This is a genomic window from Streptomyces sp. NPDC058796 (assembly GCF_042745235.1).
Classification (GTDB): domain Bacteria; phylum Actinomycetota; class Actinomycetes; order Streptomycetales; family Streptomycetaceae; genus Streptomyces.
Window position 1 is genome coordinate 34079 of the sequence record NZ_JBHYOP010000015.1, and the last position, 24009, is coordinate 58087.

Here is a 24009-nt window from a genome sequence, read left to right on the forward strand (position 1 = left end):
ACACCCGTCCGAGCAGACCGGCCCGGGGACTGTCCGGCCCGGATCTTCCCAACCGCTGTCAAAGGTAGCCCGGTCCTTGCCCGGGCAGCACCCCGCCTGTTCCCATGGTCGTGGGGTGATGGTGCATGAACGGACTGCGCGTCATACCGACCTGGCGGCACGGTCAGGAACGGCTGTACGTCTGCCTCCCGGACGGCGGGAGCGTCGCCTGGTACGACCGCGAGACGGCCCGCGTCAACCTGCTGCGCGAGGACCGGGAGAGCGAGGTCCTCGCGGCGCTGGGCCCCTTCCTCACCGGCCCGGTCACGGTCGGCCCGCCACCGGTCCCGACCCCCGCCGAGCTGGCCCGCCTCACCCTCCACCCGGACGACGACCTCGCGCCCAACCGGCCCGGCGAGCAGCTCCTGGTCGCCCTGGAGCGCGAGCCCGGCCCGCCGCACCGGCTGCGCCCCGACCCGCGGCGCCGGGCGCTGGCGGCCGAGCAGGCGGCGGGAGCGGCCCTGGACCGCCTGGACGGCGCCGGCTGGCGCACCCTGCACTCCGTCCCGCTGCCCGGCGGCGACCGCATCCACCACCTGCTGATCGGCCCCGGCGGCCTCTTCGCCGTCCACACGCTGCCCGCCCGCCGGCAACGCGTCCACGTCACCGGCCCCCTGGTCGCGCTGGGCCGCCGCGAGCCCCTGCCCCTGCTGCGCCGGGTCCGCGCCGACGCCGACCGCGCCTGTCACGCCCTGACGGCCGAGGTCCACGCCGTCCTGGTCCTCGTCGACCCGGCGGACGTGACCGTCCAGGAGCCGCCGCGCTCGGTCCGCGTCCTCACCGACGGGGAGCTGCCGCACCTGGCCCGCCTGGGCGGAACGCTCAAACCGGCGGACGTGGAGGCCCTGCACGCCATGGCCCGGGACCGGGGTACCTGGACACCCGTCTGAGGACCCGCCCGGCGCACGCGGGGCACCCACAGGCCCCGCGTGGTCAGGGCAGTGCGGCCGCCCGCCGCCGGTCGAAGAGCGGCGCCATCAGGTCGCCGTGGTCCTGCACGCGTGGTCCCACGTCCTCGGTCCGGAAGACGAACTGCTCCGCCCGCCCGCACCCGGCCACCTCCTCCCAGGTCACCGGGGTGGAGACGGCGGGCACCGCGCGGGCCCGCACGGTGTACGGGGTGGCCGTGGTCTTGCGGGCGGCGTTCTGGCTCCAGTCGACGAACACCTTCCCCGGCCGCAGGCTCCGCGTCATCCGGTGCACCACGAGCCTCGGCAGGGCCCGCTCCGCCTCCACGGCCAGCGCCTTCGCGTACTCCGACACCCGCTCCGACGAGGACCCCCGCACCCCCGCCAGCAGGTGCAGCCCCTTCGCCCCGGAGGTCTTGGCGTACGTCTCGATCCCGTCCGCCGCCAGCCGCTCCCGCAGCCACAGCGCCACCTCGCAGCAGTGCACGACGGTCGCGGGCGGGCCGGGGTCGAGGTCGAAGACCAGCCGGTCGGCCTCGTCGGGGTCGCTCGCGGTCCACTGGTGGGTGTGGAACTCGGTCACCAGGTTCGCCGCCCACATCAGGCTCGCCAGGTCCTGCACCAGCACCATCCGGGCCGGTCCCTCCGAACGGGGGACCTCGGCCGTGGTGACCCACTCGGGCGTACCCGGTGGCACGTTCTTGGTGAAGAAGGCCTGGCCGTCCGGACCGTCCGGGTAACGCAGGAACGAGACCGGACGGTCCCGCAGGTGCGGCAGCAGCACCCCGGCGGTCGTCGCGTAGTAGTGCAGCAGCTCGCCCTTGGTGAGGCCGGTCTCGGGGTACAGCACCTTGTCCAGGTTGCTGAGTGCGACCCGCCGCCCCTCCACCTCGGTGATAGGCGCCATACCATGACAATCTCACGAAACACTGACAGATCGCCCGACGGTCACCCGGCAGTCGGCCGACAGGAAAGGTGCGGCACGTGCGATCCATCTGGAACGGCGCCATCTCCTTCGGCCTGGTCAGCATCCCGGTCAAGCTGATGAACGCGACCGAGAGCCACTCGGTCTCCTTCCGCCAGATCCACACGGAGGACGGCGGCCGCATCCGCTACCGCAAGGTCTGCGAGCTGGAGGACCGCGAGGTGAGCCAGGCCGAGATCGGCAAGGCCTACGAGGACGCCGACGGCTCGATGATCCCGATCACCGACGAGGACCTGTCCCACCTGCCGGTCCCGACCGCGAGGACGATCGAGATCGTGGCGTTCGTCCCGCAGGAGCGCATCGACCCGCTCCAGATGGGTTCCGCGTACTACCTCGCGGCGAACGGCGCGACCGCCGCCAAGCCGTACACGCTGCTGCGCGAGGCGCTGCGGCGCAGCGACCGGGTCGCCATCGCCAAGTTCGCGCTGCGGGGCCGGGAGCGCCTCGGCATGCTCCGGGTCGTCGGCGACGCCATCGCGATGCACGGGCTGCTGTGGCCGGACGAGGTGCGCACACCGGAGGGGGTCGTCCCCGACAGCGGCGTCACCGTCCGCGACCAGGAGCTGGACCTCGCCGACGCGCTGATGGACACGCTCGGCGGGATCGACCTGGACGACCTGCACGACGAGTACCGCGAGGCGCTGGAGGAGGTCATCGCCGCCAAGGCGGCCGGCGAGGCACCCCCGCGGGCCCCCGCGGAAGCGGCACCCGGCAAGGTGCTGGATCTGATGGCCGCGCTGGAGAGCAGCGTGCGGGCCGCCCGGGAGTCCCGGGGCGGGGAAGGCGCGGGGCGGGCCGAGGAGGCCGAGGTCAGGACCCTGCCGCAGCGTGAGCGGCCGGCCCGTCGGGCATCCGGGGAGACCGGCGGCAGGAAGTCGGCGTCCACGGCCGCGAAGAAGACGGCGTCCGGGAAGCCGCGGTCGCCGGCCGCCCGTGAGTCCACGGCGAAGTCCGCCCAGCCCGCGAAGAAGGCGGCGGGCCGGGCCTCCGCGAAGAAGGCGGCGGGCCGGGCCTCCGCGAAGAAGACGGCGGACAAGGCGGCCAACGGGAGCGCGGCCGGCAAGAGTACGGCCGGCAAGGGCACCGCCAGGAAGACCACGTCGTCCCGCAAGCACAGCGCCTGACGCCTCAGCGGACGCGGTCGCGGGTCCGCACCCGGAAGATCACCAGCCCCACCGCGCTGAACCCGGCGGCCCAGGCCAGTCCCAGCCCGAGGTGCCCCCACAGGGCGCCGTCCGCGAAGGCGCCGCCGGCCGCGAGCTGCATGGGGCCGAAGGACGGGAACCACTGCAGGATCGGCTCGTTGGCGAGCGGGTTGCCCAGCGGGTTCTGCAGGAACGTGTCCATCAGCCCGCCCATGATGATCAGGAAGAAGCCCTCCAGGTCGCGCTTGACCAGCACGCCGAGGAGCAGCCCCAGGGCGCCGTAGGCGAGCGCGATGACGGTGAACCCGGCGAGCACGGCGAACCACGCGCCCGCCGCCGGGCGCCAGAAGACCAGCACCGCCAGCGCGGTGTAGAGGGCGATACCCGTGGCGACCGCCGCGACCGCCAGGGTCTTGGCACCGATGAGGGTGGACTGCCGGTACCCGGCGAAGACGAGGCGCCGGTCGAAGGCGAGCGACTTGCGCACGGCGTCGAAGACGACGAACCCGGCGATCATCGTCACCGAGTTCAGCCCCGCCGTGATCAGGGTGAGGTGTCCGCCGTCGACGTGCAGCACCTCACCGGTGGCGTACAGCTTGAAGTCCAGCGGCTCGCCCCCGGCCATCGCGTTCATGACCAGGTACCAGACGGGCACGAACACCACCAGCAGCAGGCCGGCGAGCCGGTTGCGGGTCTGGTCGCGCACCGAGAAGCGCAGGGCGGTCGGGAACTGCCCGTACAGCGGTCCCGGACGGGTGGTCAGGTCAGGCGTCGACACGGCGGTGTTCCCTTCCGGCCGCCGCACGCGCGGTGAGGCGGCCCTCGGCGAGGTCGGCCAGCAGGTCGAACCGGTCCTGCTCGAAGACGAGGTGGGTGATGACCACGACGGCCCTGCCGTGGGTGCGCAGACCCTCCACGAGGTCCCAGAAGCGCAGGTACGTCTCCCAGTCGAAGCCCTGGTAGGGCTCGTCGAGCAGCAGTACGTCGGGGTCGTGCAGCAGGGCCAGGGCGAGGTTGAGCTTCTGCCGGGTCCCGCCGGACAGCTCGCCCGCGGGGGTCCGCTCGTAGCGCTCGAAACCCAGGGCACGGACGAGGTCCCGGCCGCGGTCCAGGCCGGGGAGGCGGTGGGCGGCGGCGAAGTAGCGCAGGTGCTGCTCGACCGTCAGGCTGCCGTTCAGCACCGGGTCCTGGGGGCAGTAGCCGAGCGTCCCGGTCAGCCGGACCTCGCCGCGGTCCAGGGGCAGGGTGCCGGCGAGCGCCTTCAGGAGGGTGGACTTCCCGGCGCCGTTCTCGCCGACGACCGCGACGAGCTGGCCGGGGGCGACGGTGAGGTCGGCGCCGCGCAGGACCCGGTGGCTGCCGTACGCCTTGTGCAGGTCACGGGCGTGCAGGACGGGGGAGGAGGCGGGGTCGGGCGCGGCGGGTGTGGACGGCGGCCGTCGTGCTGACGGTGCCTGCGGCGTGGACGGTGTGCGCGGTGTGGGTGGCGGGTCGGTCGGCATGTGCGGTCACCGTTGCCTTCCTAGGCTTCTCGGGGTCCCACCGGGGGAGGTGGCGCGTTCAGCCCGCCCGTGTAGATGCCGAGGACCTCGGGCGCCCAGCGGGCCATGCCGTCGGCCGACAGCGGGTCGGTGCCCAGCACCTCGCCGATGCGGTCGCGCAGCAGGAACACGGCCAGGTCGTTGGCGAGCAGCAGGGCCGCGCGGGCCGCCGGGTCCCGGCCCGGTACGGCCAGCCCGGCGGCCGCCAGGTCCTTCAGGGCGGCGCGGCTCAGCTCGTACAGGCGGCCGAACAGCTGTCGCCCGGCCTCCGAGTCGGCCAGCAGCAGGCGGCGGAGGTAGCCGGGCAGCGGCGAGCCCGCCGGGAAGTGGCGGGTGAACGCCGCGCTCAGGGAGGCGGCCCCGGCGCCGGAGTCGAGCGGCGCGTCGCTCCCCTCGCCGGTCAGCTCGCCCAGCATCGCCTCGAAGGCGGCCGCGACGTACTGGTCGACCTCTTGGCGCAGCCCGTCCTTCGAGCCGAAGTGGTGCACCACGAGCCCGGGCGACACGCCGGCCGCCGTGGCGATCTGCCGCACGGTCACCGAGTCCGGCCCGCGGGCGGCGAACAGGCCGAGGGCTTCGTCGCGGATGAGGGCCCGGGTGGTCCGGTCCTCCGGGGTTGAACGCATGTACAACATGCTAAACGAGCGTTCAGTCGTACGTCCAGGGGGAGAGGGACGCCCGAGGAACGGCGGACGGGTCGGGCTCGTAGGCCGCCGGGTTGGTGGCGGCGGACGCCGTCGGCGCGGGGGTGGCGGCGCTGGGCAGCACGGGACTCTCCTCCAGGCGCCGCCCGATCGTGTCGGCCGGTCCGCCACCGGGCGTGCCGGGGCCGGTGGACAGCTGGGACCACGCGGTCAGGGCGAGGGCCACCGCGGCGGCCGTGCCGATCACCCGGCCGATCCGCCGGACTCGGGCGCGGCCGTCCAGCTCGCGCCAGGACGGTCCGGGCCACGGGTCCTCCGGGCGCCACAGCTCACCGACCGCGGCGGGGGGCGGCGCGGGTCGCCATCCCGGCGTCCGTTCGCGCGCCGCGGGTTCCCGGAAGGCGGAGGCGCGGATGGCGCGCTCGTCGTCCTCGAGGAACTTCCGCCAGACGTCCTCGGACACGGGCGGCACACCGCCCGGCTCGTGCGGCTCGTTCGGTGTCGCGCCGCCGCTAGGCCCGGAAGCGGTCATGATCCCGCTCTTCCTTCCGTCTTCGCCCCGCGCAGCGGCGCCCGCTGACCGTCCACCGCCAACCCCGTGAACGCGCGGGGGCTCCGGGCCGTTCCCGGTGCCACCGCGGGTGTCCCTCGTGTCATCGCCGTCCTCCGGGTCCGGGGATCCGTTCCCACCCTTGCACAGGGGAAAGATGTACTGGAGGTGGCCGCCGTTCCCCGGGTGCCGGCAGAGGGTGCGCGGACGTGCTGCCCTGGTGTGCCGATCAGGTGAGTGAGCAGGGACTTCGGCACGGAGGAAGGGCATGTGCCGGAGCGTGAGACGTCCGCCGAGGGCCTGGCCGGCGTCGACCGATGGGGCTCTTCACCAGAGGCGACACCAAGCTGGTCGCGCTCGCCGACCGTTACCCGCCGGGCGGGACGGCGGACGTCACCGCCGCCCGCGACGCCCGGCACCGGCCCGGCGGCGGGCCGCTCGGGTCACCCGGCCGCCGGTGACGGTGTGGGCGTCGGGGAGGCGGTGTTCACGTCCAGGTCGGGGCGCGGCTTGAGCACCAGCACCCGCTCGCCCGGCTGCGGCGGGGGCGGCGTGACCTTCTCCCTCGGCAGCTTCGCCGGCCCGGTCTGCTGGAAGGTGACCTTGTCGTACTCGACGAGTCCGGTCTTCTCCAGCACTGTGATGTGGTCCAGCACGGTGTCGTTGGCCAGGTCGGCCAGCTGCCGCACGAGCGTGTTCTTCGTGGTGGCCCGGATCTTGGCGATGGCCGGGAAGATCTGACCGTGCGTCACCCGCATGATGTTCACGGCCGACGAGTCGAACTCCTTGCCGCTCTTGGCGTCCACCGTCGCCACGAAGCCCTCCTGCTGCGGGGAGGCCCGGTTGGGCAGCGTGATGCCCAGTTCCGGGGAGATCTCCCGGCACATCGCGTCCAGCCCGGCGTGCCCGACGACCAGGTGCTCACCGGCCGTCTTCATCTCCTTCGTCGTGCCGCGCTCCATCACCATCTCGCCCAGCGGGTACTCCCACAGCCCGGCGGCCCGGACCTTCACCACGAAGTCCCGGTCGGCCTCGGTGACCGGCCCGAACTTCGTACTGGCGATGACCCGGTCCTGGTTTCCGTCGGCCTTGTCCAGACCGAGCACGGCCGGGAAGGCCAGCGCGGTGAGGGTCAGGGTCATCACACCGAACAGGACGACGGCTCCGATCCTGTTGCGGGACAGCCGCATGATGCCTCCAGGGCGACGCGAGAGTCTCGTCCACGTCCGTGGACGGGGACGGGTACGCCAGGAGGTACGGAAACGGCGCGCGGATCCTTCACCGTCGCCGCGAGGAAATCGCGCTGGGGGGCCGTTCACCCGATGTCGGCCCCGTACACGCGCTCCACCGCGATGGTGAGCAGCACCCGCCGGTCGGACACCATAGTCATCCGGTACTCGTCCCAGTCCGGGTGCTCGCCGGCGGCGGCGCGGTAGTACTCCACCAGAGCCTCGACCTCCGGGCCGTGCGGGTCGGTGCCCGGGCCGGTGAGGGTCGCTACGCCCTCGGCGGTGGCCCAGGACCTGCCGTCCGGGGCGGTCACCTCCAGGGCGGCCCGCGGGTCCCGGCGCAGGTTCGCCGTCTTGGCCAGGCCGTCACGGGTCGAGACGCGGATGACGTCAGCCTCCGGGTCGTAGGCGGGCATGACGGGGGAGAGCTGCGGGCGGCCGTCCGCCTTGATCGTCGCGAGCACGCCGAGCCGGCTCTCGGCCAGCAGGGCGCGGGGATCGAAACGCGGTGTGGTGGTCATGGGCCGATCATCGCCCCCGGCCCCGCCCGCTGTCCCCCGAACCGTCCGCCGCTCAGGCGACCGAGGGCCCGCCGAGGTAGTCGCCGTCCCGGTCGTAGGGCCAGGCGTTGGCGACGCAGCCCTTGAGCCCCTTGATCTGCTGCATCATCGCCGGGGCGGGCAGGCCGGGGCCCGGGCAGGTCTCGTGGCCGTGGCCGATGCGGTGACCGACCTCGTGGTTGATGATCAGCGCCCGGTAGTCGCCGATCGGTCCGTCGAACTGGGGCGAGCCCAGCACCCAGCGTTTGAGGTTCACCACGACGTCCGTGCCGACCGCGCAGTTCACCTCGCCCCGGGTGTTGAGGCCGTAGGCGCCGCAGATCTCGTCGACGGTGCCCGGCGTGGCGATCTTCACCACGAAGTCGTACGAGCCGGAGCTGACCAGCCGGAAGGAGTTGATCCCGTCCCTGGTCCAGCCGCGGCGGTCGGCGAGCACGTCGGATATCTCGGCGGCGGCGGCGCTCGCCCCGATGTCGATGCCCTCTTCCACCAGGACCTTGTAACGGCGCAGGCGGCTGCCGTCACCCACGGTCGAGCCGTCGGCCTCGGCGGTGACGAAGGTGCCGGGGCCGGTCGCGGGAACGGCGATGACGGAGGGGGAGGGCGACGGTGAGGGGGACGCCTTGACGGACGGCGACGCGGAGGGGCTCGGGCTCGTCCCGGACGGCGTCCCGGACGGGGCGTCGGGGGCGTCGGGGGCGTCCGTGCCCCCGGCGGCGTCCAGGGCGTCGGCGACGTCGGCCGCCTGGTCGTCGGTCACCGTGGGCCGGGTGTGCTCCCAGTGCGCGACGGCGGCGCCCGCCGCGAGCAGGACGGCACCGGAGGTCAGGCCGCCCAGGACCAGGCGGGTGGACCGGCGGAGGCTCTTCCTGCGGGCGCGGGAGGCGCGCCGGTCACCGCCCGGCGTCGTTCTTCGGCGGGTCTGGCGGGCGGTGGATCGGCCCACGACGTGCGTCCTCTCTGCTGGTCGGCGGGGCGCGCACAGCGGACTCCGCTGTGCTTTTGTCGCCACGACGATCAAAGCGGAAGGACGTGCCGAAACGTCATCGGCTCCGAAGTGGGGCTTCTCGCACGCCTGTTCGGTTCAGGGGTGCAACCTTCGGACGGTCCGGACGGTCCGCGAGCGGCGGACAGGAGAACGGGCGACCGGCTGTGTCCGTTCGGGCACGCACACGTGCGCCGGGGCCGCCCGGCGTGAGCCGGTCGGCCCCGGCGCGGTGCGTCCACCGCCGGTCCGTCAGCCGACGGTGCCGCGCTCCCAGCGGTAGAAGCAGCGCGCCATCGCGTCCTTCGGGCCGCGCCAGGTGGCCGGGTCGTAGGCCGAGACGTACGGCTCCAGCCGCTCGCTGACCTTGCGGAACTCCGGATGACCGGTCAGCCGGCCGATCGCCGGGGCCGGGTCCTCGTCGCTTTCGATGAGGTGCATGTACACGCCGTCACCGAACTCGAAGAGACTGCGCCGGTTGACGCCCACCAGGTGGGGCAGCTCGCCGCTGTCCGACTCGGCGAACACCTTCGCGATGTCCGGTGCCGCCCCCGGGACCATCCGGGCGACGATCAGGGTGTGGTGCATGGGGAGATGCCCTCCGTGGGTGTCAGTCGGCGAGTACCGCGGCGGTCCGCCGCTCGCCCGCGGCCTGCTCGATGCGGTCCCGGATCAGCGCCATCTGCGTCCGCGAGTTGCGGTTGATGTTGTCCGTCATCCAGGCGTCGTCCACCGGGGCGTCCGGCTTCATCGCGAAGTCCTGGATCCAGCGCATCCGCGTGCCGTCCGCGGTCTCCGCGTACTCCCAGACGATGTTCATGTACTGGAAGGGACCGGTCTCGACCCGGTGGGCGCGCACGGTGCGCGTCGTCGGGTCCGCGACCCGCTCGGAGACCCAGCTCCACACCTTGCCGTCCGCGTCCGGGTGCATGGTGAGCCGGAAGGTCACCCGGTCGCCGTCGCGTTCGAGCACATCCACGGAGGCGTACTCGCTGAACAGCCGCGGCCAGTTGTCGATGTCGTTGGTCATGTCCCAGACCAGCTCCATCGGCGCGGCGATGGAGATCTCGTTGTCGGTGTGGCCTGCCATCTCACACTCCCGTCTTCAGGGCGCCGTTGACCAGCGCGAGGAAATCCGCGGGCGTCTTGCAGCGCTCGGCCTGCTCCGGCAGGCCCAGCCCGTACCGCTTCTCCAGCTCGGCCACGATGCCCAGCAGGCCCAGGGAGTCCAGGCCGAAGGTGTCGAAGCCGTCGTCGGCCTGCTGCCGGAGGGTGACCGGATCGACGTGCACGCCGGCGGTGCGCTTCATCAGCGCCGACAGCTCCTCGACGGTCACCTGGTAGTCCAGTTGGTCGGTCATGCGGGTCCTCCTTCACTCGGGGTGGCACCCGCCCTCGGGCGGGCGCTCACTCGGATGGCGTCGGTCGGTCGGGTCTCAGGCGGTGAGCGGTGCGGAGCCGCCCCGCCGCAGGACGAGCGCCGCGTTCGAGCCCATGAGCCCGCGGCCCAGGACCAGTGCCGTACGCGGCTCGGCGGGCCGGGCCCGGCCGGTGACCAGGTCCAGGTCGTGGCAGACGTCGGACACGTGCGGGGTCGGCGGGATCAGCCCGTGCTCCATCGCGAGCACCGCCGTCGCCACGTCCAGCACCGGGGCCGCGCAGTACGCCCGTCCGGTGCCGGTCTTGGGCGCGGTGACCGGCACCCGCCGCGCGTGCGCACCGAGCGCGTCGGCGAGCGCCAGAGCCTCGGCCCGGTCCGCCTCCGGCACCCCGAGGGCGTCGGCGAACACCACGTCCACCTCCTCGGGCCGGCACCCGGCCTCGGCCAGCGCGCCCTGGACGGCACGCGCCAGCCCCTCGCGGGACTCGGCCCACCGGGACGGCCCGGTGAAGGTCGCCGCGTGCCCGGCGATCGTCGCCCGCACGTCCGCCCCGCGCCGCAGAGCCGCCCGCTCCTCCTCGACCAGGAGCACGGCACCGCCCTCGGCCGGCGCGAACCCGCAGGCCGCCTCGGTGAACGGGCGGTAGGCGCGGTCGGGGTCACCGGCCGCGCTCAGCTCGGGGTAGCCCAGCTGGCAGACGACGGAGTACGGGGCGAGCGGAGCCTCCGTCGCGCCGCACACCACCGTGTCGGTGCCGCCCCGCACGGCCAGCGCCGCGTGCGCCAGGGCGTCCAGGCCGCCCGCCTCGTCGGCGGCGACGACCCCGCACGGACCCTTGAAGTCGTTGCGGATGGAGATCTGGCCGGTGCTGGCCGCGTAGAACCAGGCGATCGACTGGTACGGGCCGACGTACCGCGAGCCCTGCCCCCACAGGTTCTGCAGCTCCCGCTGCCCGAACTCGCCACCGCCCGAACCGGCCGCGGTGACCACCCCGACCGAGTACGGCGACTCGACGTCGGCCCGGCCGAACCGGGCGTCCTCCAGCGCCAGGTCGGTGGCGGTCAGCGCGAAGTGCGTGAACCGGTCGGTCTGGACGAGGTACCGCCCCTCGACGGTCTCGGTCGCGTCGAAGCCGCGCACCTCGCCCGCCACCTTCAACGGCAGGTGCTCGCACCCCTCGCGGGTGACGGGCCCGAGGACGCTGGCGCCGTCGGCGACGGCCTTCCAGTGCGCCTCGGCACCGATGCCGTGCGGGGACACCACGCCGAGGCCGGTGACGACGGCACGCCTGCTTCCGTCCTGCGCACGGCGCCTGGTCCGTTGTGCTCCGCTCATCGCAGCCCTCCTTCACAGCCGCTCAGCACGACCGCGGACTGGAAGCCGCCGAAGCCGCTGCCCACCGACAGCACGTGCCGCAGCGTCCGCTCCCGTGCCTCGCGCGGCACGTAGTCCAGGTCGCACTCGGGGTCGGGGGTCGTGTAGTTGGCCGTGGGCGGCACCACCTGGTGGTGCATCGCGAGCACGCACGCGGCCAGCTCTATGGAGCCGATCGCGCCGAGCGAGTGGCCCACCATGGACTTGATCGAACTCATCGGCGTCGCGTAGGCGTGCTCGCCCAGCGAGCGTTTGACGGCCGCGGTCTCGTGCCGGTCGTTCTGCTGGGTGCCGGAGCCGTGCGCGTTGACGTAGTCGATGGCGGAGCCGTCCAGCCCGGCCATGTCCAGCGCCGTGTCGATGGCCCGTGCCATCTCCAGGCCCTCCTTGGTGAGCCCGGTCATGTGGTAGGCGTTGCCGAAGGTGGCGTAGCCGGAGATCTCGCAGTACACGTGGGCACCGCGGGCCCGTGCGTGCTCGAGATCCTCGAGTACGAGCACCGCGGCGCCCTCGCCCATGACGAAGCCGTTGCGGTCGGCGTCGAAGGGCCGGGAGGCGTGCTCGGGGTCGTCGTTGCTGGGTGAGGTCGCCTTGATGGCGTCGAAGCAGGCCATGGTGATCGGCGATATCGGCGAGTCCGCCGCGCCCGCCAGACACACGTCGACGCGGCCCTCCGCGACGGCGTGGTAGGCGTACCCCACCGCGTCCAGGCCGGAGGTGCACCCGGTGGACACGGTCTGCACCGGCCCGCGCACGCCGAACTCCTCGGCGACCGCGGAGGAGAGGGTGGCCGGGGTGAAGGCCCGCTCCAGGTGCGGCTCGGCCCGCCGGTCGTCCACGTCCCAGCGCGAGCCGCGCTCGCTGACCAGCACGTAGTCGTGCTCCAGCCGGGTGGTGCCGCCGACCGCCGTGCCCAGCGTGGCACCGGCCCGCCAGGGGTCCTCCCGGGCCATGTCGAGACCCGCGTCGCCCACCGCCTCGGCGGCGGCGACCAGCGCGAACTGCACGTACCGGTCGCTGCGCTGGACCGTCGCCAGGTCCAGCCCGTGCTCCAGCGGCTCGAAGTCGCACTCGGCGGCGATCTGCGAACGCAGCCCGGCCGGGTCGAACAGGGAGATGCGGCGCGTCGCCGTACGGCCGTCCGACAGCAGCCCCCAGAACTGGGGCACGCCTATCCCGCCGGGGGCGACGACGCCTATGCCCGTGACGGCGACCCGACGCCGGGTCATGACACCGCCTCGGCCGTGGCGGCGGGCCGCTCGTGCCCGGCGCAGCCCGCGTGCTCCGGGAGCGGCAGCGGGTTGCCCGCCGCGTCCTCGGTGTCCACGTGCCCGATCTCCGGCCGCGGGGCCAGCGGACCCAGGTGGAAGACGAGCCGGGCCTCGGTGTCCCCCGTGTTGCGGAAGCGGTGGCGCATGTCCTGCGGGATCAGCAGACCCTGCCCGGTGCCGAGGGCGTGCGGCACACCGTCCAGGTCCACCTCCAGCGCACCGTCCGTGACGTACACGAACTCCTCGGAGTACGGGTGGTAGTGCTCGGCGATGCGCTCGCCCGGCTGCACGATGGCCACACCCATGAAGCCGCTGGTGGACCCGGCGGTGGTGGGCGTGAGGAGGGCGCGGAGGTCTCCGCCGCGGCGGCGGTTCGGCGCGATGTCGCCGAGGGAGACGATGCGTACCTGCTGGTCTGTCATGTCGTTCACTCCGGGTGAGGGGAGGCGGTGGGAAGGTCGGGGCGACCCGTGCGCGGGCCGTGGCAGCCGTGCCGGCCCTGGCAGTGGTGGCAGGGGCGGGCGCGTCGTCGGGCCCGGGCCGGCTGCCGGGGGTGGGTCGCGGGTCGGGTCGCGGGTCGGGTCGTGGTCGGGTCGTGGGGGCGGTCGCGGAGGTCCGGTTCGCGGGGGTCGGTCGCGGAAGCCGGTCACATCGGTCGCGGGGCCGGTGCCGTCGGCCCGGTGGGTGGTCGGGCGAGGAGCTTCCCGGCGGCGCGCCATTCAGGTGGCGGGCGAGCGCCGGTCGGTCAGGGGCGTCATGCGGGCCCGCGCGAGCAGCAGCGACAGCGTCCGGCCCTCCGTCAGGGGGCCGTCGATGCCGACGGCGGCGGTGTCGAGGAGCCGCTCCGCCACGGCGGCCCCGGCGTCCCCGAGGCCTCCCGGTGTGTCGGCGGACCCGTGCAGCCCCAGGACGAACGCCGGCGCGTCCTCCGGCTCGCCGTCCACGTCGACGAGCCGTACGACGAGGTCGTCGCGGTGGAAGACGGTGGCGGCGAGGACCGGGCTGTCCGGGGCGTGGGCGGCGACCGCGTCCTGGCGGGCGAGCAGCCGGGCCAGTTCCGGACCGGCGCCGGCCCGCACCGGGTAGAGCAGCGCCAGCCGCCCCGTGCGCGCGCCGGAGCCCTCGCGGTACGCCACGTGGTGGACGGCCGGCATGGCGGCCCGGGTGAAGAACCGCCGGGCGGCCCGGGGGTCGCGCAGGTCCCGCTCCTGCTGCAGATACGGGTTGAGGGCCTCCTCGACGGCCCGTACCGCGGGCTGCCGGGCGACGTGGCGCAGCGCGGTCTGCAGGTCGCCCCGCACCTCCACGGCCCGCACGACCCGGGTGCCGTGCAGGAAGACCGAGGTGCGCAGCAGCCGGCCGGATTCGTCGACGCGGGCCTCGGGCGCGGTGTAGCCCGCGAGCAGCCGGGCGACCTCCTCCTCGCTGCCCTGCTTCACGGTGAAGGTCAGGGCGTGCCGTACGACGTTGCCGCCGATCCGGGGAGCGGCCCGCAGCGCCGCGCCGTCCGCGGCGGACGGGGGCTGTTCGGCGGCGGTTTCCCGCAGGACGCTGTAACGCAGGGACTGGGTGTCCCTGACGTAGTCCTGCAAGGGCTCCACCGTGTCGAGGTGCTCCTCGCTGTTCACCCAGGCCAGGAAGGGTTCCGCGCTCTCCCACTCACTCGTGAGGAGCCACTGGGTGGGATTGTCCACCGACTGGCACAACTGGTCGCTGACGTGTCCCGGAACGGCGGCGACCCGGTCGCGGATGCCGTCGTAGGCGTCCAGGAACTCCTGCTGCTTTCCGTCGTGGATGTCCAGCATCAGGACGACCCGCACGCGGGATCCGTCGAACGCGGATACCGTCACGCCGCCCGTGTCCGCGGACACGGTGCCCGATGCTGCCGTGACTCCTGTGGTCTGGGCATCCGCCGACGCGGTATCCGTCGCTACGACGGGAGAGACCGTCATCCGGCCCACCTCTTCTCCGGGGAACTTCCTCGTGGACTGGGGCGCGATCGTCGCGGTGTGCGCGATTGCTCCGGCGTGGTGCGGCGGTCGCGGTAAGCACGATCGTGAGCCGTGCACGCGGTGACCGCGAACCAGGAGGGTTAAGCGGGTGAAGCCTGCGCCGCCGCGGGCCTCACCGGGCCGCAGGGGGCATGCATGTAGACCCGGCGCGCACCTGTCGCCGGACGAGTCCAGCGACGACGGTCCGACGCACGGAGCCCGAACGCGCGCTCCGCGAAGGACGACATCCGTCACAACGGAGGACGATCAATGAACGAAAGAGCCGAGCGGCCCGGTGGGGCCGTCCCCGGGGGCGTGGTCCACCGCGTCCCGGTACTCATCGTCGGCGGGTCCCTGGTGGGCCTGTCGACCTCGGTCTTCCTGGGGCGGCTGGGCATCCGGCACACCCTGGTGGAACGCCACGCCGGCACGTCCATTCACCCCCGCGGGCGCGGGAACAACGTCCGCACCATGGAGATCTTCCGCGTGGCCGGCACCGAACCGGACATCAGGAAGGCCGCCGCCACCCTGGCCGAGAACCACGGCATCCTCCAGACGCCCACCCTGGTCGGCGACGCGGGTGAGTGGTTGTTCAAGGAAATGGACGCGGGCGGTGGACTGGCCCGCTTCAGCCCGAGCTCATGGTGCCTGTGCTCCCAGAACGACCTGGAGCCCGAACTCCTCACCCACGCCACCAACCTCGGCGGCGACCTGCGCTTCGGCACCGAACTGCTCTCCTTCGAGGCCGACGCCGACGGCGTCACCGCCATCGTGAAGAGCCGGGAGACCGGCGAGCACACCACCATCCGCGCCGACTACCTGGTCGCCGCCGACGGCCCCCGCAGCCCCGTCCGCGAGCAGCTCGGCATCGGCCAGAGCGGTCCCGGCGACCTCTTCCACAACGTCAGTCTCACCTTCCGCTCCCGCCGCCTCGCCGACGTCGTGGGCGACCGCCACTTCATCGTCTGCTACCTCACCAGCGAGGACGCCGACGGCGCGCTCCTGCCCGTCGACAACCGCGAGAACTGGGTCTTCCACGCCCCCTGGCACCCCGAACAGGGCGAAACGGTCGAGGACTTCACCGAGGAGCGCTGCGCCGACCACATCCGCCGCGCGATCGGCGACCCGGACCTCGACATCGAGATCACCGGGAAGGCTCCCTGGCACGCCGCCCAGCGCGTCGCCCGCAGCTACCGCTCCGGCCGCGTCTTCCTGGCCGGCGACTCGGCCCACGAGATGTCCCCCACTGGCGCCTTCGGCTCCAACACCGGCATCCAGGACGCCCACAACCTGGCCTGGAAACTGGCCGCGGTCCTGGAGGGCTGGGCGGGAGACGGCCTCCTGGACACCTACGACACCGAACGCCGCCCGGTGGCGGAGGCCACCAGCGCCCGAGCCGCGGGCCGCTCGGTGGAACACAGCCATCCGGGCTTCGCGCCGCCGCCGGGGATGGGAGGCGGCCCTGGGCACGGGTCTGCCGGCGGACCTGCCGGTGGACCTGCGGGAGGGCCGGGGCAGGGACCTGCGGGCGGACCTGCGGGAGGGCCGGGGCAGGGACCTGCGGGCGGACCTGCGGGAGGGCCGGGGCAGGGACCTGCGGGCGGACCCGGTGGACCCGGCGGACCCGGCGGCCCGGGCGGTCCCGGCGGTGGCCCGCAGCGCGGCATCCTCAACGTCGCCCTCGGCTACCGCTACCCCCAGGGCGCGGTGGTCGGCGCCGACCCGGCGACCCCCGTCGTCCCCGAGGGCCTGGACCTCACCGGCGCCCCCGGCAGCCGCGCCCCCCACCTCTGGCTCCACCGCCCCGGAGACGGTGACGCCGCCCGCGTCTCCACCCTCGACCTCTACGAGGACTCCCTCGTCCTCCTCAGCGACGCCTCCCAGCCCACCGGCTGGCACGAGGCGGCCACCCGTCTGGCGGCCGACCTGCGCGTCCCGCTGAAGTCCTACCGCGTGGGCGCCGGCCCGGACGCCGACCTGACCCCCGCGGACGACGAGGACACCGACTGGGCCAGGTCCCACGGCGTCACCCGCGGCGGCGCGGTCCTCGTCCGCCCCGACGGCTTCGTCGCCTGGCGCTCCCCGGGCCCGGCCCCGGACCCGGAGGCGATGCTGCGTCAGGTCGTACGGGCGGTACTGGCCCTGGCGTGAGTCGACCGGCGTACGGCCGGCGTGCCTCCCCTCCCGGGCGGACGGGGAGGCACGCCGGCGAAACCGGCACAGGGAGTGGCGTATCGAAAGAAAGGTTGCCTCTTCATTGCTATCTCACAGGTGATCATGCTCACCTGCCTTGAAATTGAAGGACCTGCTCACAGGTCGATACGTTTGCGCAACCAGGGACGGGAGCAGTCGGCATCGCCAGGCCATGCCGGGCGACGAGGCCGTGCAGGCCGGGGTGATCGCGACGATCGGTGGCTCCGTGACGGGACGTCGCATCGCCCCGGAAGGAGGTACGCGTCATGACACTGCTCTTCCAACTCTCCTTCGTTGTGGCGACGTTGGCCGCGATGGCGGTGGCCGCCCGCCTCGTGCGGCAGGCGTTCCGCACCGATACGGCCGGGCGACCGGCGGTCGTGGAGAACGAAGCCCTGTCGGCCGGCGCGCTGTTCGGCGGCTCGATGGTGGTGACTGCCCTGGCGGCCGGGCACTGGCAGGCGGTCGACTGGTCCGATCTCGTCCTGTTCGCCGCGGTGTTCGGCATCGCGACGGCGGCACTGATCGAGCGGGTCAGGGAGCACCCGGCGGCCTCCCGCGTCGCCTACGTCCTGCCCGTGGGCTACGGCGTACTCGCAGGACTGACCGTCAACGGTCTGTGACCGTCAGGGGACCGCGGACGTGCTCACGCCCGGTTCATCGGCGCGGGCGAGGGCGAGCCAGGCTGTGCGCCGGTGCCGAAGGGGTTGTCGATGACATACCGCCACCGGCCGTCCGAACCCTGCCTGGCGATGTCGGTGGCAGTGCCCTCGACGTGCACCGCCTGTCCCTCCCGGCCGGTCCCGTCGATGACCCAGTCGACGATCAGCAGCGCCACGTCCCCGCTCCGGTACACGTGCCGCGGCCGGACCGAGATGAGAACCCCCAGTTCCTGCAGACGGCCGTTCGCGGCACGCAGATCCGGGCCGGTCACCGGCGTCCCCGGCTGCGGGACCAGCACCGCGGAGTCCTCGTAAACCTCCGCCAACGCGACGGCGTCCCCGCTGTTGAACCGCTCCGCGAACACCGCGGGCACCTCTTCGGGCCGATCGGCCAGGCTTCGCATGATCGACAGACGTCCTTCCGGGCCGGGAGAATCGAACTGCCCCACACGCTAGGAGGCGATCTCGTGACTCACCGAACGGTTGGTCACCCGGCAGGGCTCCCCGACGACCCGCGCGCGGACGTCACCGCACCCACTCCCGAGTGCCCGGTGGAGATCACGCTGGCGGCCCTGCAAGGCCGCTGGACCACGCTGGTGGTCCGTGAACTGCTGCGCGGCGACCGCTCCTACAGCGAGTTGCGCGCGGCCCTGCCCACGGTGTCGGACAAGGTGCTGTCCGACCGGTTGTCACAGCTTCGCGAGTCCGGAGTCGTCGCACGCGACCGCCGCCCGGGCTGGCCGCCGCGCGTGCGCTACACCCTCACCCCGAGCGGCCACCGCCTCGGGCCTGTCCTGCAGGCCCTGTGGGACTGGGGAGCGCACGCCTCGACATGAGCCGGCAAGACCGGAACGCAAAAACCCCGCCCTCAGCGTCTCCGCTGGTGACGGGGTCCAGGTCACACTTACACAGTGTGCCCCCGGCAGGATTCGAACCTGCGCACACGGCTCCGGAGCACATTCGTGATCAGGCTTGCGATTGCTCTCTGACCAGCACTTTTCGTAACGTCGGGCAGTGGTCAACGGCTTCCTGTATCGCAGATAGTGCGTAACGCCGTCCAACGCCCGTCACGGTGTGAGGGCGCGTCACACCAAAACCCCTAGGCGGGAGCGCGTGTGACGCGCCTTCACAGTCGCTCGTCACACCGCCGCACGGCGATCCGCACGCCGAGCGGACCGCCGTGTTAGAGCCTGCCTGACACCTTCTGACAGTCAGGGGCCGTGACACCGGAATCTCTAGGCGGGCAGGGGTGTCACGCTTCCTGACAGCGGGGACTGACGCAGTCTGACAGCCGGCATCCGGCGGACCGTGACACCCCGGTCGAGCGGTTGCACGGCTTCATCTACGGGGCGCCGTTTCGTTCCGCTTCGCCGGGGAGGCGCCCGGGGAGGCGACGGGGAGGCAGGGAGTTCTCCCTGTGTGCCTCCCTGGGGCGCCTCCCCGTATCTGACCTGCGTAGATCAGAGATCAGGGAGGCAGGGAGGCGTGCAGGTCAGACAGCGAAACCCCCCTTCCGGAGGCTTCCGGAAGGGGGTATGCCTGCCTCCCTGAGGAGTCAACATAGCGATTCCGCTTACCGGCGCGAGCGTTGTACGCGATGACGATTCGGCGCTCCCGTTTTCCTCCCCTCTGGGAAGTCCGCTACATCCGCTACGCCGCTACACGGCAGCTCAGACCCATGATCTCTGTAGCGGGCATGTCGGGTGTAGCGGACGCGGCCCGCTACACCCGAGCGTCTCGGCTACCGGCCGTGGTCGCGCTCGCAGTCGTTCGGCTGGAGGGGCAATGAGGACCGCCCTACGGGCGGGCGACCTTCGGGGCGCCTCAGCGCCGTGGGAGCTCCCCGCCGTGGGCGCCTGCGAGTCTCGCAGGGTCGGGCAAGACTCTTCAGGGGGGCGGCCCTATCCCCTGAGGGCCGCTACTTCCGCTACCGCCGCTACCGCGCAGGTCAGACCCGTGATCGAGGTAGCGGGAACGGGTAGCGGTAGCGGATACCCCCCGCCTGGATTGCTGTGTCTGTCCGAGGTGGGGATTTCTGCGTCACCTGCGTCATTGCGTCACCCAGGCCGTCTGACCTGCAGTTTCCGGGTGACGCAGAGCGTTGCGAGTGCGTCACTGGTGACGCAGGCGTGCGTCATCGGTGACGCGGGTGACGCAGAGGGTGCCGTCTGCGTCACCCCCATACGTGCAGGTCAGAGAGTATTCGGTGACGCAGTGACGCAGGTGACGCAGGATTTCTTACTTAGGAAAAAGAGAGGGTGAGATCTGTCTGTTAGTGCGTCCGAAGAGCAAGAGGAGCACCAGCGCGCCGGGTGCTCCTCTTGCTCTTCGCCCCCTGGAGTGCTGCTCGAACCTCAGGCAATCCAGGGGGGCGGCACTCCCCGCTGAAGAAGTGGCCTCAGGCAATCCAGGCGGGGGGTATCCGCTACCGCTACCCGTTCCCGCTACCTCGATCACGGGTCTGACCTGCGCGGTAGCGGCGGTAGCGGAAGTAGCGGCCCTCAGGGGATAGGGCCGCCCCCCTGAAGAGTCTTGCCCGACCCTGCGAGACTCGCAGGCGCCCACGGCGGGGAGCTCCCACGGCGCTGAGGTGCCCCGAAGGTCGCCCGCCCGTAGGGCGGTCCTCATTGCCCCTCCAGCCGAACGACTGCGAGCGCGACCACGGCCGGTAGCCGAGACGCTCGGGTGTAGCGGGCCGCGTCCGCTACACCCGACATGCCCGCTACAGAGATCATGGGTCTGAGCTGCCGTGTAGCGGCGTAGCGGATGTAGCGGACTTCCCAGAGGGGAGGAAAACGGGGTCCGTACAAGACGGAGCGTGACCTACTGAGGTAGGAAGCCAGGGGTGGTCTGCCCAAGGTCGCGAAGGTGTCCGAGGTACTCCTGGGCGGCAGGCTCAGAGGCGTAGCGGCGCCTCATCTCGGCTGCGAGTTCGCGGCTCGTCATGATGAGTGAGGGGACCGAACGGCGTTCCCCCTGGAGAGCACGTTCGCCCATGATGAGTGCCTGGTCCAGGTCGCCTTCCCGCGCGGCCGTGACACCCAAGGTCACCCGCGCTTCCGCGTTGCGCATGGGGGAACGCTCCGTACCGTCGAAGTCCGTGCCGGTCCGGAGAACTTCCTCCGCCAGGGTCCGGGCCAGCCTGTCTTCGCCCACCAGGCGGTAGCAGTCCATCGAGTAGAAGTCGAACTTCGCCGGGTCCACCACAAAGTGGTTGTCGAGGTTCTCGGGATGCGGCATCCCTTCCAGCAGGTTGCGCCCCCGATCCAGCGCGACTTCTACGCGTCGTCGGTCGCCGAGACGTGCCCACGCTTTGGCCTCTTGCCCTGCGAGCTGCACGGCAACGCCGTGGTCTGGTGCTGCCAGGGTCCCCGCCTCGGCCGCAGCGATTACGCCGCGATAGTCGCCGGTCGTGAGGGCGAACCAGGCGCGCATCTCGTGCGCCCACCCGGCGATTTCCCCATGCTCTGCTTCTGTGGCCAGGGACAGAGCGGCCCGGCGAGTGGACTCAGCAGCGTGACGGTTGCCCGTGTCGTATTCGACGCAGCCGACGAGGAGCGCGAGCCAGCCGGACAGAGCCAGTACCTCACGATGCTGCGCCAAGGTGAGGCTCTTCGAGTGCAGCTCGACCACGCGGCGCAGCCACTGACGCCCCTCGATCAGCAGTTGCTCGCTGGCCATAAACGGGTACTCCGAGCACAACCGGTCCGTGGTGATCCGTAGGGCGTCCAGAGTGGCCGCGTCTACGTCGGAGCGGTTGAGTCGGCTCACGATTTCGAGCGTCTCCATGCCGCTCGCCGCGAGGATCTCCTTGTCGCCATCACGGCGTGCCGGCGCGGGGAACAAGGCGCGCGTGACCGTGCCGAACACGGCGGCGATGAGCGGCTGATAGAAGTCGTTCGGCGCCTGGCCGGACTCCCAGCGTTTCCACTGTCGGACCATGCTCTCTTCGGCGGGTAGCTCCGTCGGAGCGTGGGCCCGCAGCGCCCTTACGGCATCGCGCTGCGACCAGTCGCGGGCCAAGCGTTCAGCAGCGATGCGCCGTGCCCATGCGGGCCTGTCGTCGGTCATGCGCCCTCCTCCGAGTACCTGATCCGAGTCTCGCGCGTGACGAGGGGGGACAGGGAAGGGGACAGCCAGGTGACACCTGCCGTGTCCCCCTGGCTCGCCTCCTGCCCCCAATCTGTCACCTACTGCACACGCTGCGTTCGCAGCATGCTGGTTCCAGATCACGCACCGCCCGGCATCGAACGCGCTTCGAGCGCTTCGAGCCGTTCAGTCAGCGCCTGGAGTTGGGAGCGGATTTCCTTGAGTTCGTCGCGAACGTCGCCGGTCGGCGTGGTCCCGTCGCCGACAAAGTTGCCGAGGTTGCCGGCCGAGACAATGAGTCCTTCAGCCCTGAGTGCGGCCAGCCCGTTCTGGACCGTTTGGCTCGCGAACCCGAAGCGTTCCACAAGCTCCCGTTGGGACGGGAGCTTGTCGCCGGGCTTCATTCGCTTCAGCTCTTCCCGCAGCGCATCTGCGACCTGCGTCGCTTTCGACTTGGGCACCCCTGTGGCAGTCATGCTCTGAGAGTACCCACCACAGCGAACTAGAGCGCGTCACAGCACAAGGGTTGCGGACTACAGCAGACTAGTGCACGCTAGTTCATGGCAGTTAACCCCCTCCGCGAGGGGGCCAACTGTGCAAAAAGGCCCTGGTCAAATCCAGGGCCCGAAGCAGGGGACGGCTCCCTACCGCCAAGCAAGCAGCCGTCCCCCGACCCTCGAAGGGGTACTTCCATGATGCCTGAGATGACCGTGACGGTCGCAGGAGCGGCCCCCAAGCAGCCGCAGGAGCTGCGGTCGGCGGACACGCCGTTAGGGCGAGCGCGGGTGGCCCGGGGCTGGTCGCAGGACAAGGCCGTGCGTGCCCTGGTCCTGCTGGCCGACAACTGGGGTTGGCAGGTGGCCTCCGAGCCGTCGCTGAAGGTGCAGCTCTCCCGCTGGGAGCACGGCGGGAGCCGCCCGAACGAGACCTACCGCGTGCTGCTGTGCTCGCTGTACCGGTCCACCCCGAAGGAACTCGGTTTCGACCGGGCCCCGCAGACCGCGAAGGGCATGCGGGACCGGATCAGCACGCTCGAATCCCTGGTCGAGAGCCTGACGGCGACGCTGGTCGCGCAGGGGGTGCAGGCGTGATGGCGACCGCACTCACTCACAGCCAGGAAACCGTGATCGACGTGACCAGCCTGACGGGCGCTGAGCGAGCCGTGGCGCTGTACGCGTCGGACATGCCGAACACGCGGCGCCACCACACCGGTGAGCAGGTCCACAACTGGATCGTGCAAGGCGTCGAGCGGCTCGGGATGACGGAGCTGCGCACCCGTGCGGAGCGCTACCACGGGTGGCGCCTGCTGAACGTCAACGGGCTGGTCACGGCGCAGATCCAGGAGCGCCACGAACAGCGTTTCCCGAAGGCCCGCCGCCTCCTGGTGGCCGATCAGGCGGGATCCGGGAGCGTCTGCTGCTTCGACGGGATGAGCGATGAGGCGCGAGCCCGCAACGGCGCCGCCACCGTCGACGGCGACTGCCCCTGCCACGGCACGGGCGGGATCGCCGTGTGGGGCGCCGACCCGGACGCGTCGTGCGAGATCCTGTGCCCGGTCCACCGCCGTGCGCAGATCGACGCCTTCCACCGAGCCCGTCGGGCGGGTGCCTGATGACCGCCCTGGGCCCCCTCAACGCGCTGTACGCCCGTGTGACGGTCCCGGCCGCTCCCGCCGTGCCTCTGGCACGGCGGGAGCGCCGCCGCCCCTCGGACGCCTTCCCGACCCTCCCGGCGGCCGGTCTGGAGTGGTCGCCGGACGAGGTGGCCGCCGCCCTGTTCGAGGCAGGCGCCGACGAGACGGCCGTGCCCGTGCCCACCACGGATGCCCTGTACGCCGTGTTCCGGGAATCCGTCGGGGAGTTGGGCCCGGCCGGGGTGGCCGAGGTGGCCGACACCTTCAACAGCCTGGACCAGGCCGAGTTCTCCGAGGTCGGCGTCTGCCGGACGTTCGCGTATCGGCTCGCCCTGTCGTTCTGGTACGAGGGCGCCCGCTCTCGCCCCATGACGGTCGGGGAAGCAGCCGTTGCCCTGTACCTGTCCGACGCCTACCGACACCACCAGGTCGACGCCTACACGCTGCGCCGCGCGCCCCTGCTGGTCTCCCGCGCGGTCCGGCAGGGCGCCGCTCTCGTGCCGGTTGAGACGCTGATCCGTCTCGGAGCCGCGATGGTCCGGGAGTTCGCGGCTCCCGTGACGCCGGTCGTCACGCAGGTCAGCCCCGCCGCCACGGCCGGGGAGCGTGACGGCGTGACGGCCGTGACGCCCGGCCGTGACTGGCTCTACCGGCAGGCCCTGCCCGACTGGCACCGCCGCCGGTTCTGCTTCGACCTGATGCGCGCCGACACCCGCCAGCCCTCCCCGCTCATCGTCCGCACCGACGGCGGCACCTACGCGGTCGGGGCCACCCCGCCGGCAGGGCCGGACGGCACATGGCGCCGCGCGCTGCGGGAGCAGTGGTGAG

General features: G+C 72.2%; 27 protein-coding genes. 9 read left to right on the forward strand and 18 right to left on the reverse strand.

Going from position 1 to position 24009, the window contains the following annotated elements; genetic code table 11:
- The first annotated feature begins 125 nt into the window (after nt 1-125).
- Nucleotides 126-929 (forward strand): NERD domain-containing protein, encoded by an 804-nt coding sequence (locus ACFW47_RS31065; RefSeq protein WP_386286851.1) that lies wholly within the window; start codon nt 126-128, stop codon nt 927-929.
- A 43-nt stretch (nt 930-972) separates the two neighbouring features.
- Here ACFW47_RS31065 and ligD read toward each other — a convergent pair whose 3' ends face one another.
- Nucleotides 973-1854, reverse strand: coding sequence for a non-homologous end-joining DNA ligase (gene ligD, locus ACFW47_RS31070; RefSeq protein ID WP_386286853.1), 882 nt, complete (start codon nt 1852-1854; stop codon nt 973-975).
- A gap of 77 nt (nt 1855-1931) precedes the next feature.
- Here ligD and ACFW47_RS31075 point away from each other — a divergent pair, with 77 nt between their 5' ends.
- The gene (locus tag ACFW47_RS31075; protein ID WP_386307773.1) at nt 1932-3056 is read left to right on the forward strand and encodes a Ku protein; all 1125 of its coding nucleotides are present in this window, start codon (nt 1932-1934) and stop codon (nt 3054-3056) included.
- 4 nt (nt 3057-3060) lie between these two features.
- On the opposite strand, the gene ACFW47_RS31080 is transcribed toward ACFW47_RS31075, so the two are convergent.
- From ACFW47_RS31080 to ACFW47_RS31095, 4 genes are read right to left on the reverse strand one after another with little or no spacing between them, the layout of a single operon-like run.
- Complete coding sequence (locus tag ACFW47_RS31080) at nt 3061-3855, reverse strand: hypothetical protein (protein WP_386307775.1); 795 nt, start codon at nt 3853-3855, stop codon at nt 3061-3063.
- Nucleotides 3842-4579: an ABC transporter ATP-binding protein gene (locus tag ACFW47_RS31085; RefSeq protein ID WP_386307776.1), complete on the reverse strand. Its 738-nt coding sequence runs from the start codon at nt 4577-4579 to the stop codon at nt 3842-3844. Before ACFW47_RS31085 ends, ACFW47_RS31080 begins: the two co-directional genes overlap by 14 nt.
- Before the next feature lie 20 nt (nt 4580-4599).
- On the reverse strand, nt 4600-5244 hold the full coding sequence (locus ACFW47_RS31090) for a TetR/AcrR family transcriptional regulator (protein ID WP_386307778.1): 645 nt from the start codon (nt 5242-5244) through the stop codon (nt 4600-4602).
- Nucleotides 5245-5266: 22 nt separating this feature from the next.
- Complete coding sequence (locus tag ACFW47_RS31095) at nt 5267-5794, reverse strand: hypothetical protein (RefSeq protein WP_386307780.1); 528 nt, start codon at nt 5792-5794, stop codon at nt 5267-5269.
- 335 nt (nt 5795-6129) lie between these two features.
- Here ACFW47_RS31095 and ACFW47_RS31100 point away from each other — a divergent pair, with 335 nt between their 5' ends.
- Nucleotides 6130-6273: a hypothetical protein gene (locus ACFW47_RS31100; protein ID WP_386286862.1), complete on the forward strand. Its 144-nt coding sequence runs from the start codon at nt 6130-6132 to the stop codon at nt 6271-6273.
- On the opposite strand, the gene ACFW47_RS31105 is transcribed toward ACFW47_RS31100, so the two are convergent.
- From ACFW47_RS31105 to ACFW47_RS31150, 10 genes are all read right to left on the reverse strand, one after another.
- On the reverse strand, nt 6256-7002 hold the full coding sequence (locus ACFW47_RS31105) for a DUF4142 domain-containing protein (RefSeq protein WP_386286863.1): 747 nt from the start codon (nt 7000-7002) through the stop codon (nt 6256-6258). The genes ACFW47_RS31100 and ACFW47_RS31105 overlap by 18 nt on opposite strands.
- Nucleotides 7003-7127: 125 nt before the next feature.
- The gene (locus ACFW47_RS31110) at nt 7128-7562 is read right to left on the reverse strand and encodes a PPOX class F420-dependent oxidoreductase (RefSeq protein WP_217254560.1); all 435 of its coding nucleotides are present in this window, start codon (nt 7560-7562) and stop codon (nt 7128-7130) included.
- A 52-nt stretch (nt 7563-7614) separates the two neighbouring features.
- Nucleotides 7615-8547: a DUF3152 domain-containing protein gene (locus ACFW47_RS31115; protein ID WP_386307782.1), complete on the reverse strand. Its 933-nt coding sequence runs from the start codon at nt 8545-8547 to the stop codon at nt 7615-7617.
- Nucleotides 8548-8838: 291 nt separating this feature from the next.
- Complete coding sequence (locus tag ACFW47_RS31120; protein ID WP_386286867.1) at nt 8839-9174, reverse strand: TcmI family type II polyketide cyclase; 336 nt, start codon at nt 9172-9174, stop codon at nt 8839-8841.
- 22 nt (nt 9175-9196) lie between these two features.
- A complete protein-coding gene (locus ACFW47_RS31125) occupies nt 9197-9676 on the reverse strand; it encodes an SRPBCC family protein (RefSeq protein ID WP_219182445.1) in 480 nt (159 codons plus the stop codon).
- Nucleotide 9677: 1 nt separating this feature from the next.
- Complete coding sequence (locus ACFW47_RS31130) at nt 9678-9947, reverse strand: acyl carrier protein (RefSeq protein WP_019326889.1); 270 nt, start codon at nt 9945-9947, stop codon at nt 9678-9680.
- Between the two features lie 75 nt (nt 9948-10022).
- Complete coding sequence (locus tag ACFW47_RS31135) at nt 10023-11303, reverse strand: ketosynthase chain-length factor (RefSeq protein WP_386286869.1); 1281 nt, start codon at nt 11301-11303, stop codon at nt 10023-10025.
- Nucleotides 11300-12571 carry a beta-ketoacyl-[acyl-carrier-protein] synthase family protein gene (locus ACFW47_RS31140; protein WP_386286871.1) on the reverse strand — a complete coding sequence of 424 codons (1272 nt, stop codon included), beginning with the start codon at nt 12569-12571 and terminating at the stop codon, nt 11300-11302. Before ACFW47_RS31140 ends, ACFW47_RS31135 begins: the two co-directional genes overlap by 4 nt.
- Nucleotides 12568-13035 (reverse strand): cupin domain-containing protein, encoded by a 468-nt coding sequence (locus ACFW47_RS31145; protein WP_386286873.1) that lies wholly within the window; start codon nt 13033-13035, stop codon nt 12568-12570. The genes ACFW47_RS31140 and ACFW47_RS31145 overlap by 4 nt, the downstream gene beginning before the upstream one ends.
- A gap of 297 nt (nt 13036-13332) precedes the next feature.
- The gene (locus ACFW47_RS31150; RefSeq protein WP_386307785.1) at nt 13333-14565 is read right to left on the reverse strand and encodes a SchA/CurD-like domain-containing protein; all 1233 of its coding nucleotides are present in this window, start codon (nt 14563-14565) and stop codon (nt 13333-13335) included.
- Between the two features lie 309 nt (nt 14566-14874).
- Here ACFW47_RS31150 and ACFW47_RS31155 point away from each other — a divergent pair, with 309 nt between their 5' ends.
- Nucleotides 14875-16755, forward strand: coding sequence for an FAD-dependent oxidoreductase (locus ACFW47_RS31155; protein ID WP_386307787.1), 1881 nt, complete (start codon nt 14875-14877; stop codon nt 16753-16755).
- Between the two features lie 308 nt (nt 16756-17063).
- Nucleotides 17064-17420 (forward strand): hypothetical protein, encoded by a 357-nt coding sequence (locus ACFW47_RS31160; protein ID WP_386286877.1) that lies wholly within the window; start codon nt 17064-17066, stop codon nt 17418-17420.
- A gap of 23 nt (nt 17421-17443) precedes the next feature.
- Here the strand turns inward: ACFW47_RS31160 and ACFW47_RS31165 are convergent, their stop codons facing one another.
- Entirely contained in the window at nt 17444-17863 is a 420-nt protein-coding gene (locus ACFW47_RS31165; RefSeq protein WP_386307789.1) for a YybH family protein, read from the reverse strand.
- Between the two features lie 63 nt (nt 17864-17926).
- Between ACFW47_RS31165 and ACFW47_RS31170 the strand changes: the two genes are divergently transcribed.
- Nucleotides 17927-18295, forward strand: a complete 369-nt coding sequence (locus tag ACFW47_RS31170; protein ID WP_386307791.1) for a winged helix-turn-helix transcriptional regulator — start codon at nt 17927-17929, stop codon at nt 18293-18295.
- A gap of 1987 nt (nt 18296-20282) precedes the next feature.
- On the opposite strand, the gene ACFW47_RS31175 is transcribed toward ACFW47_RS31170, so the two are convergent.
- Nucleotides 20283-21530, reverse strand: a complete 1248-nt coding sequence (locus ACFW47_RS31175; protein WP_386307793.1) for an XRE family transcriptional regulator — start codon at nt 21528-21530, stop codon at nt 20283-20285.
- Between the two features lie 158 nt (nt 21531-21688).
- Nucleotides 21689-22024 (reverse strand): winged helix-turn-helix domain-containing protein, encoded by a 336-nt coding sequence (locus tag ACFW47_RS31180; RefSeq protein ID WP_386307795.1) that lies wholly within the window; start codon nt 22022-22024, stop codon nt 21689-21691.
- Between the two features lie 228 nt (nt 22025-22252).
- Between ACFW47_RS31180 and ACFW47_RS31185 the strand changes: the two genes are divergently transcribed.
- The 3 genes from ACFW47_RS31185 to ACFW47_RS31195 are packed head-to-tail and all read left to right on the forward strand — an operon-like array spanning nt 22253 to nt 24008.
- Complete coding sequence (locus ACFW47_RS31185) at nt 22253-22639, forward strand: XRE family transcriptional regulator (RefSeq protein ID WP_386307796.1); 387 nt, start codon at nt 22253-22255, stop codon at nt 22637-22639.
- Between the two features lie 41 nt (nt 22640-22680).
- Nucleotides 22681-23160 (forward strand): hypothetical protein, encoded by a 480-nt coding sequence (locus tag ACFW47_RS31190; RefSeq protein ID WP_386307797.1) that lies wholly within the window; start codon nt 22681-22683, stop codon nt 23158-23160.
- The gene (locus ACFW47_RS31195) at nt 23160-24008 is read left to right on the forward strand and encodes a hypothetical protein (protein ID WP_386307798.1); all 849 of its coding nucleotides are present in this window, start codon (nt 23160-23162) and stop codon (nt 24006-24008) included. Before ACFW47_RS31190 ends, ACFW47_RS31195 begins: the two co-directional genes overlap by 1 nt.
- The last annotated feature ends 1 nt before the right edge of the window (nt 24009 follow it).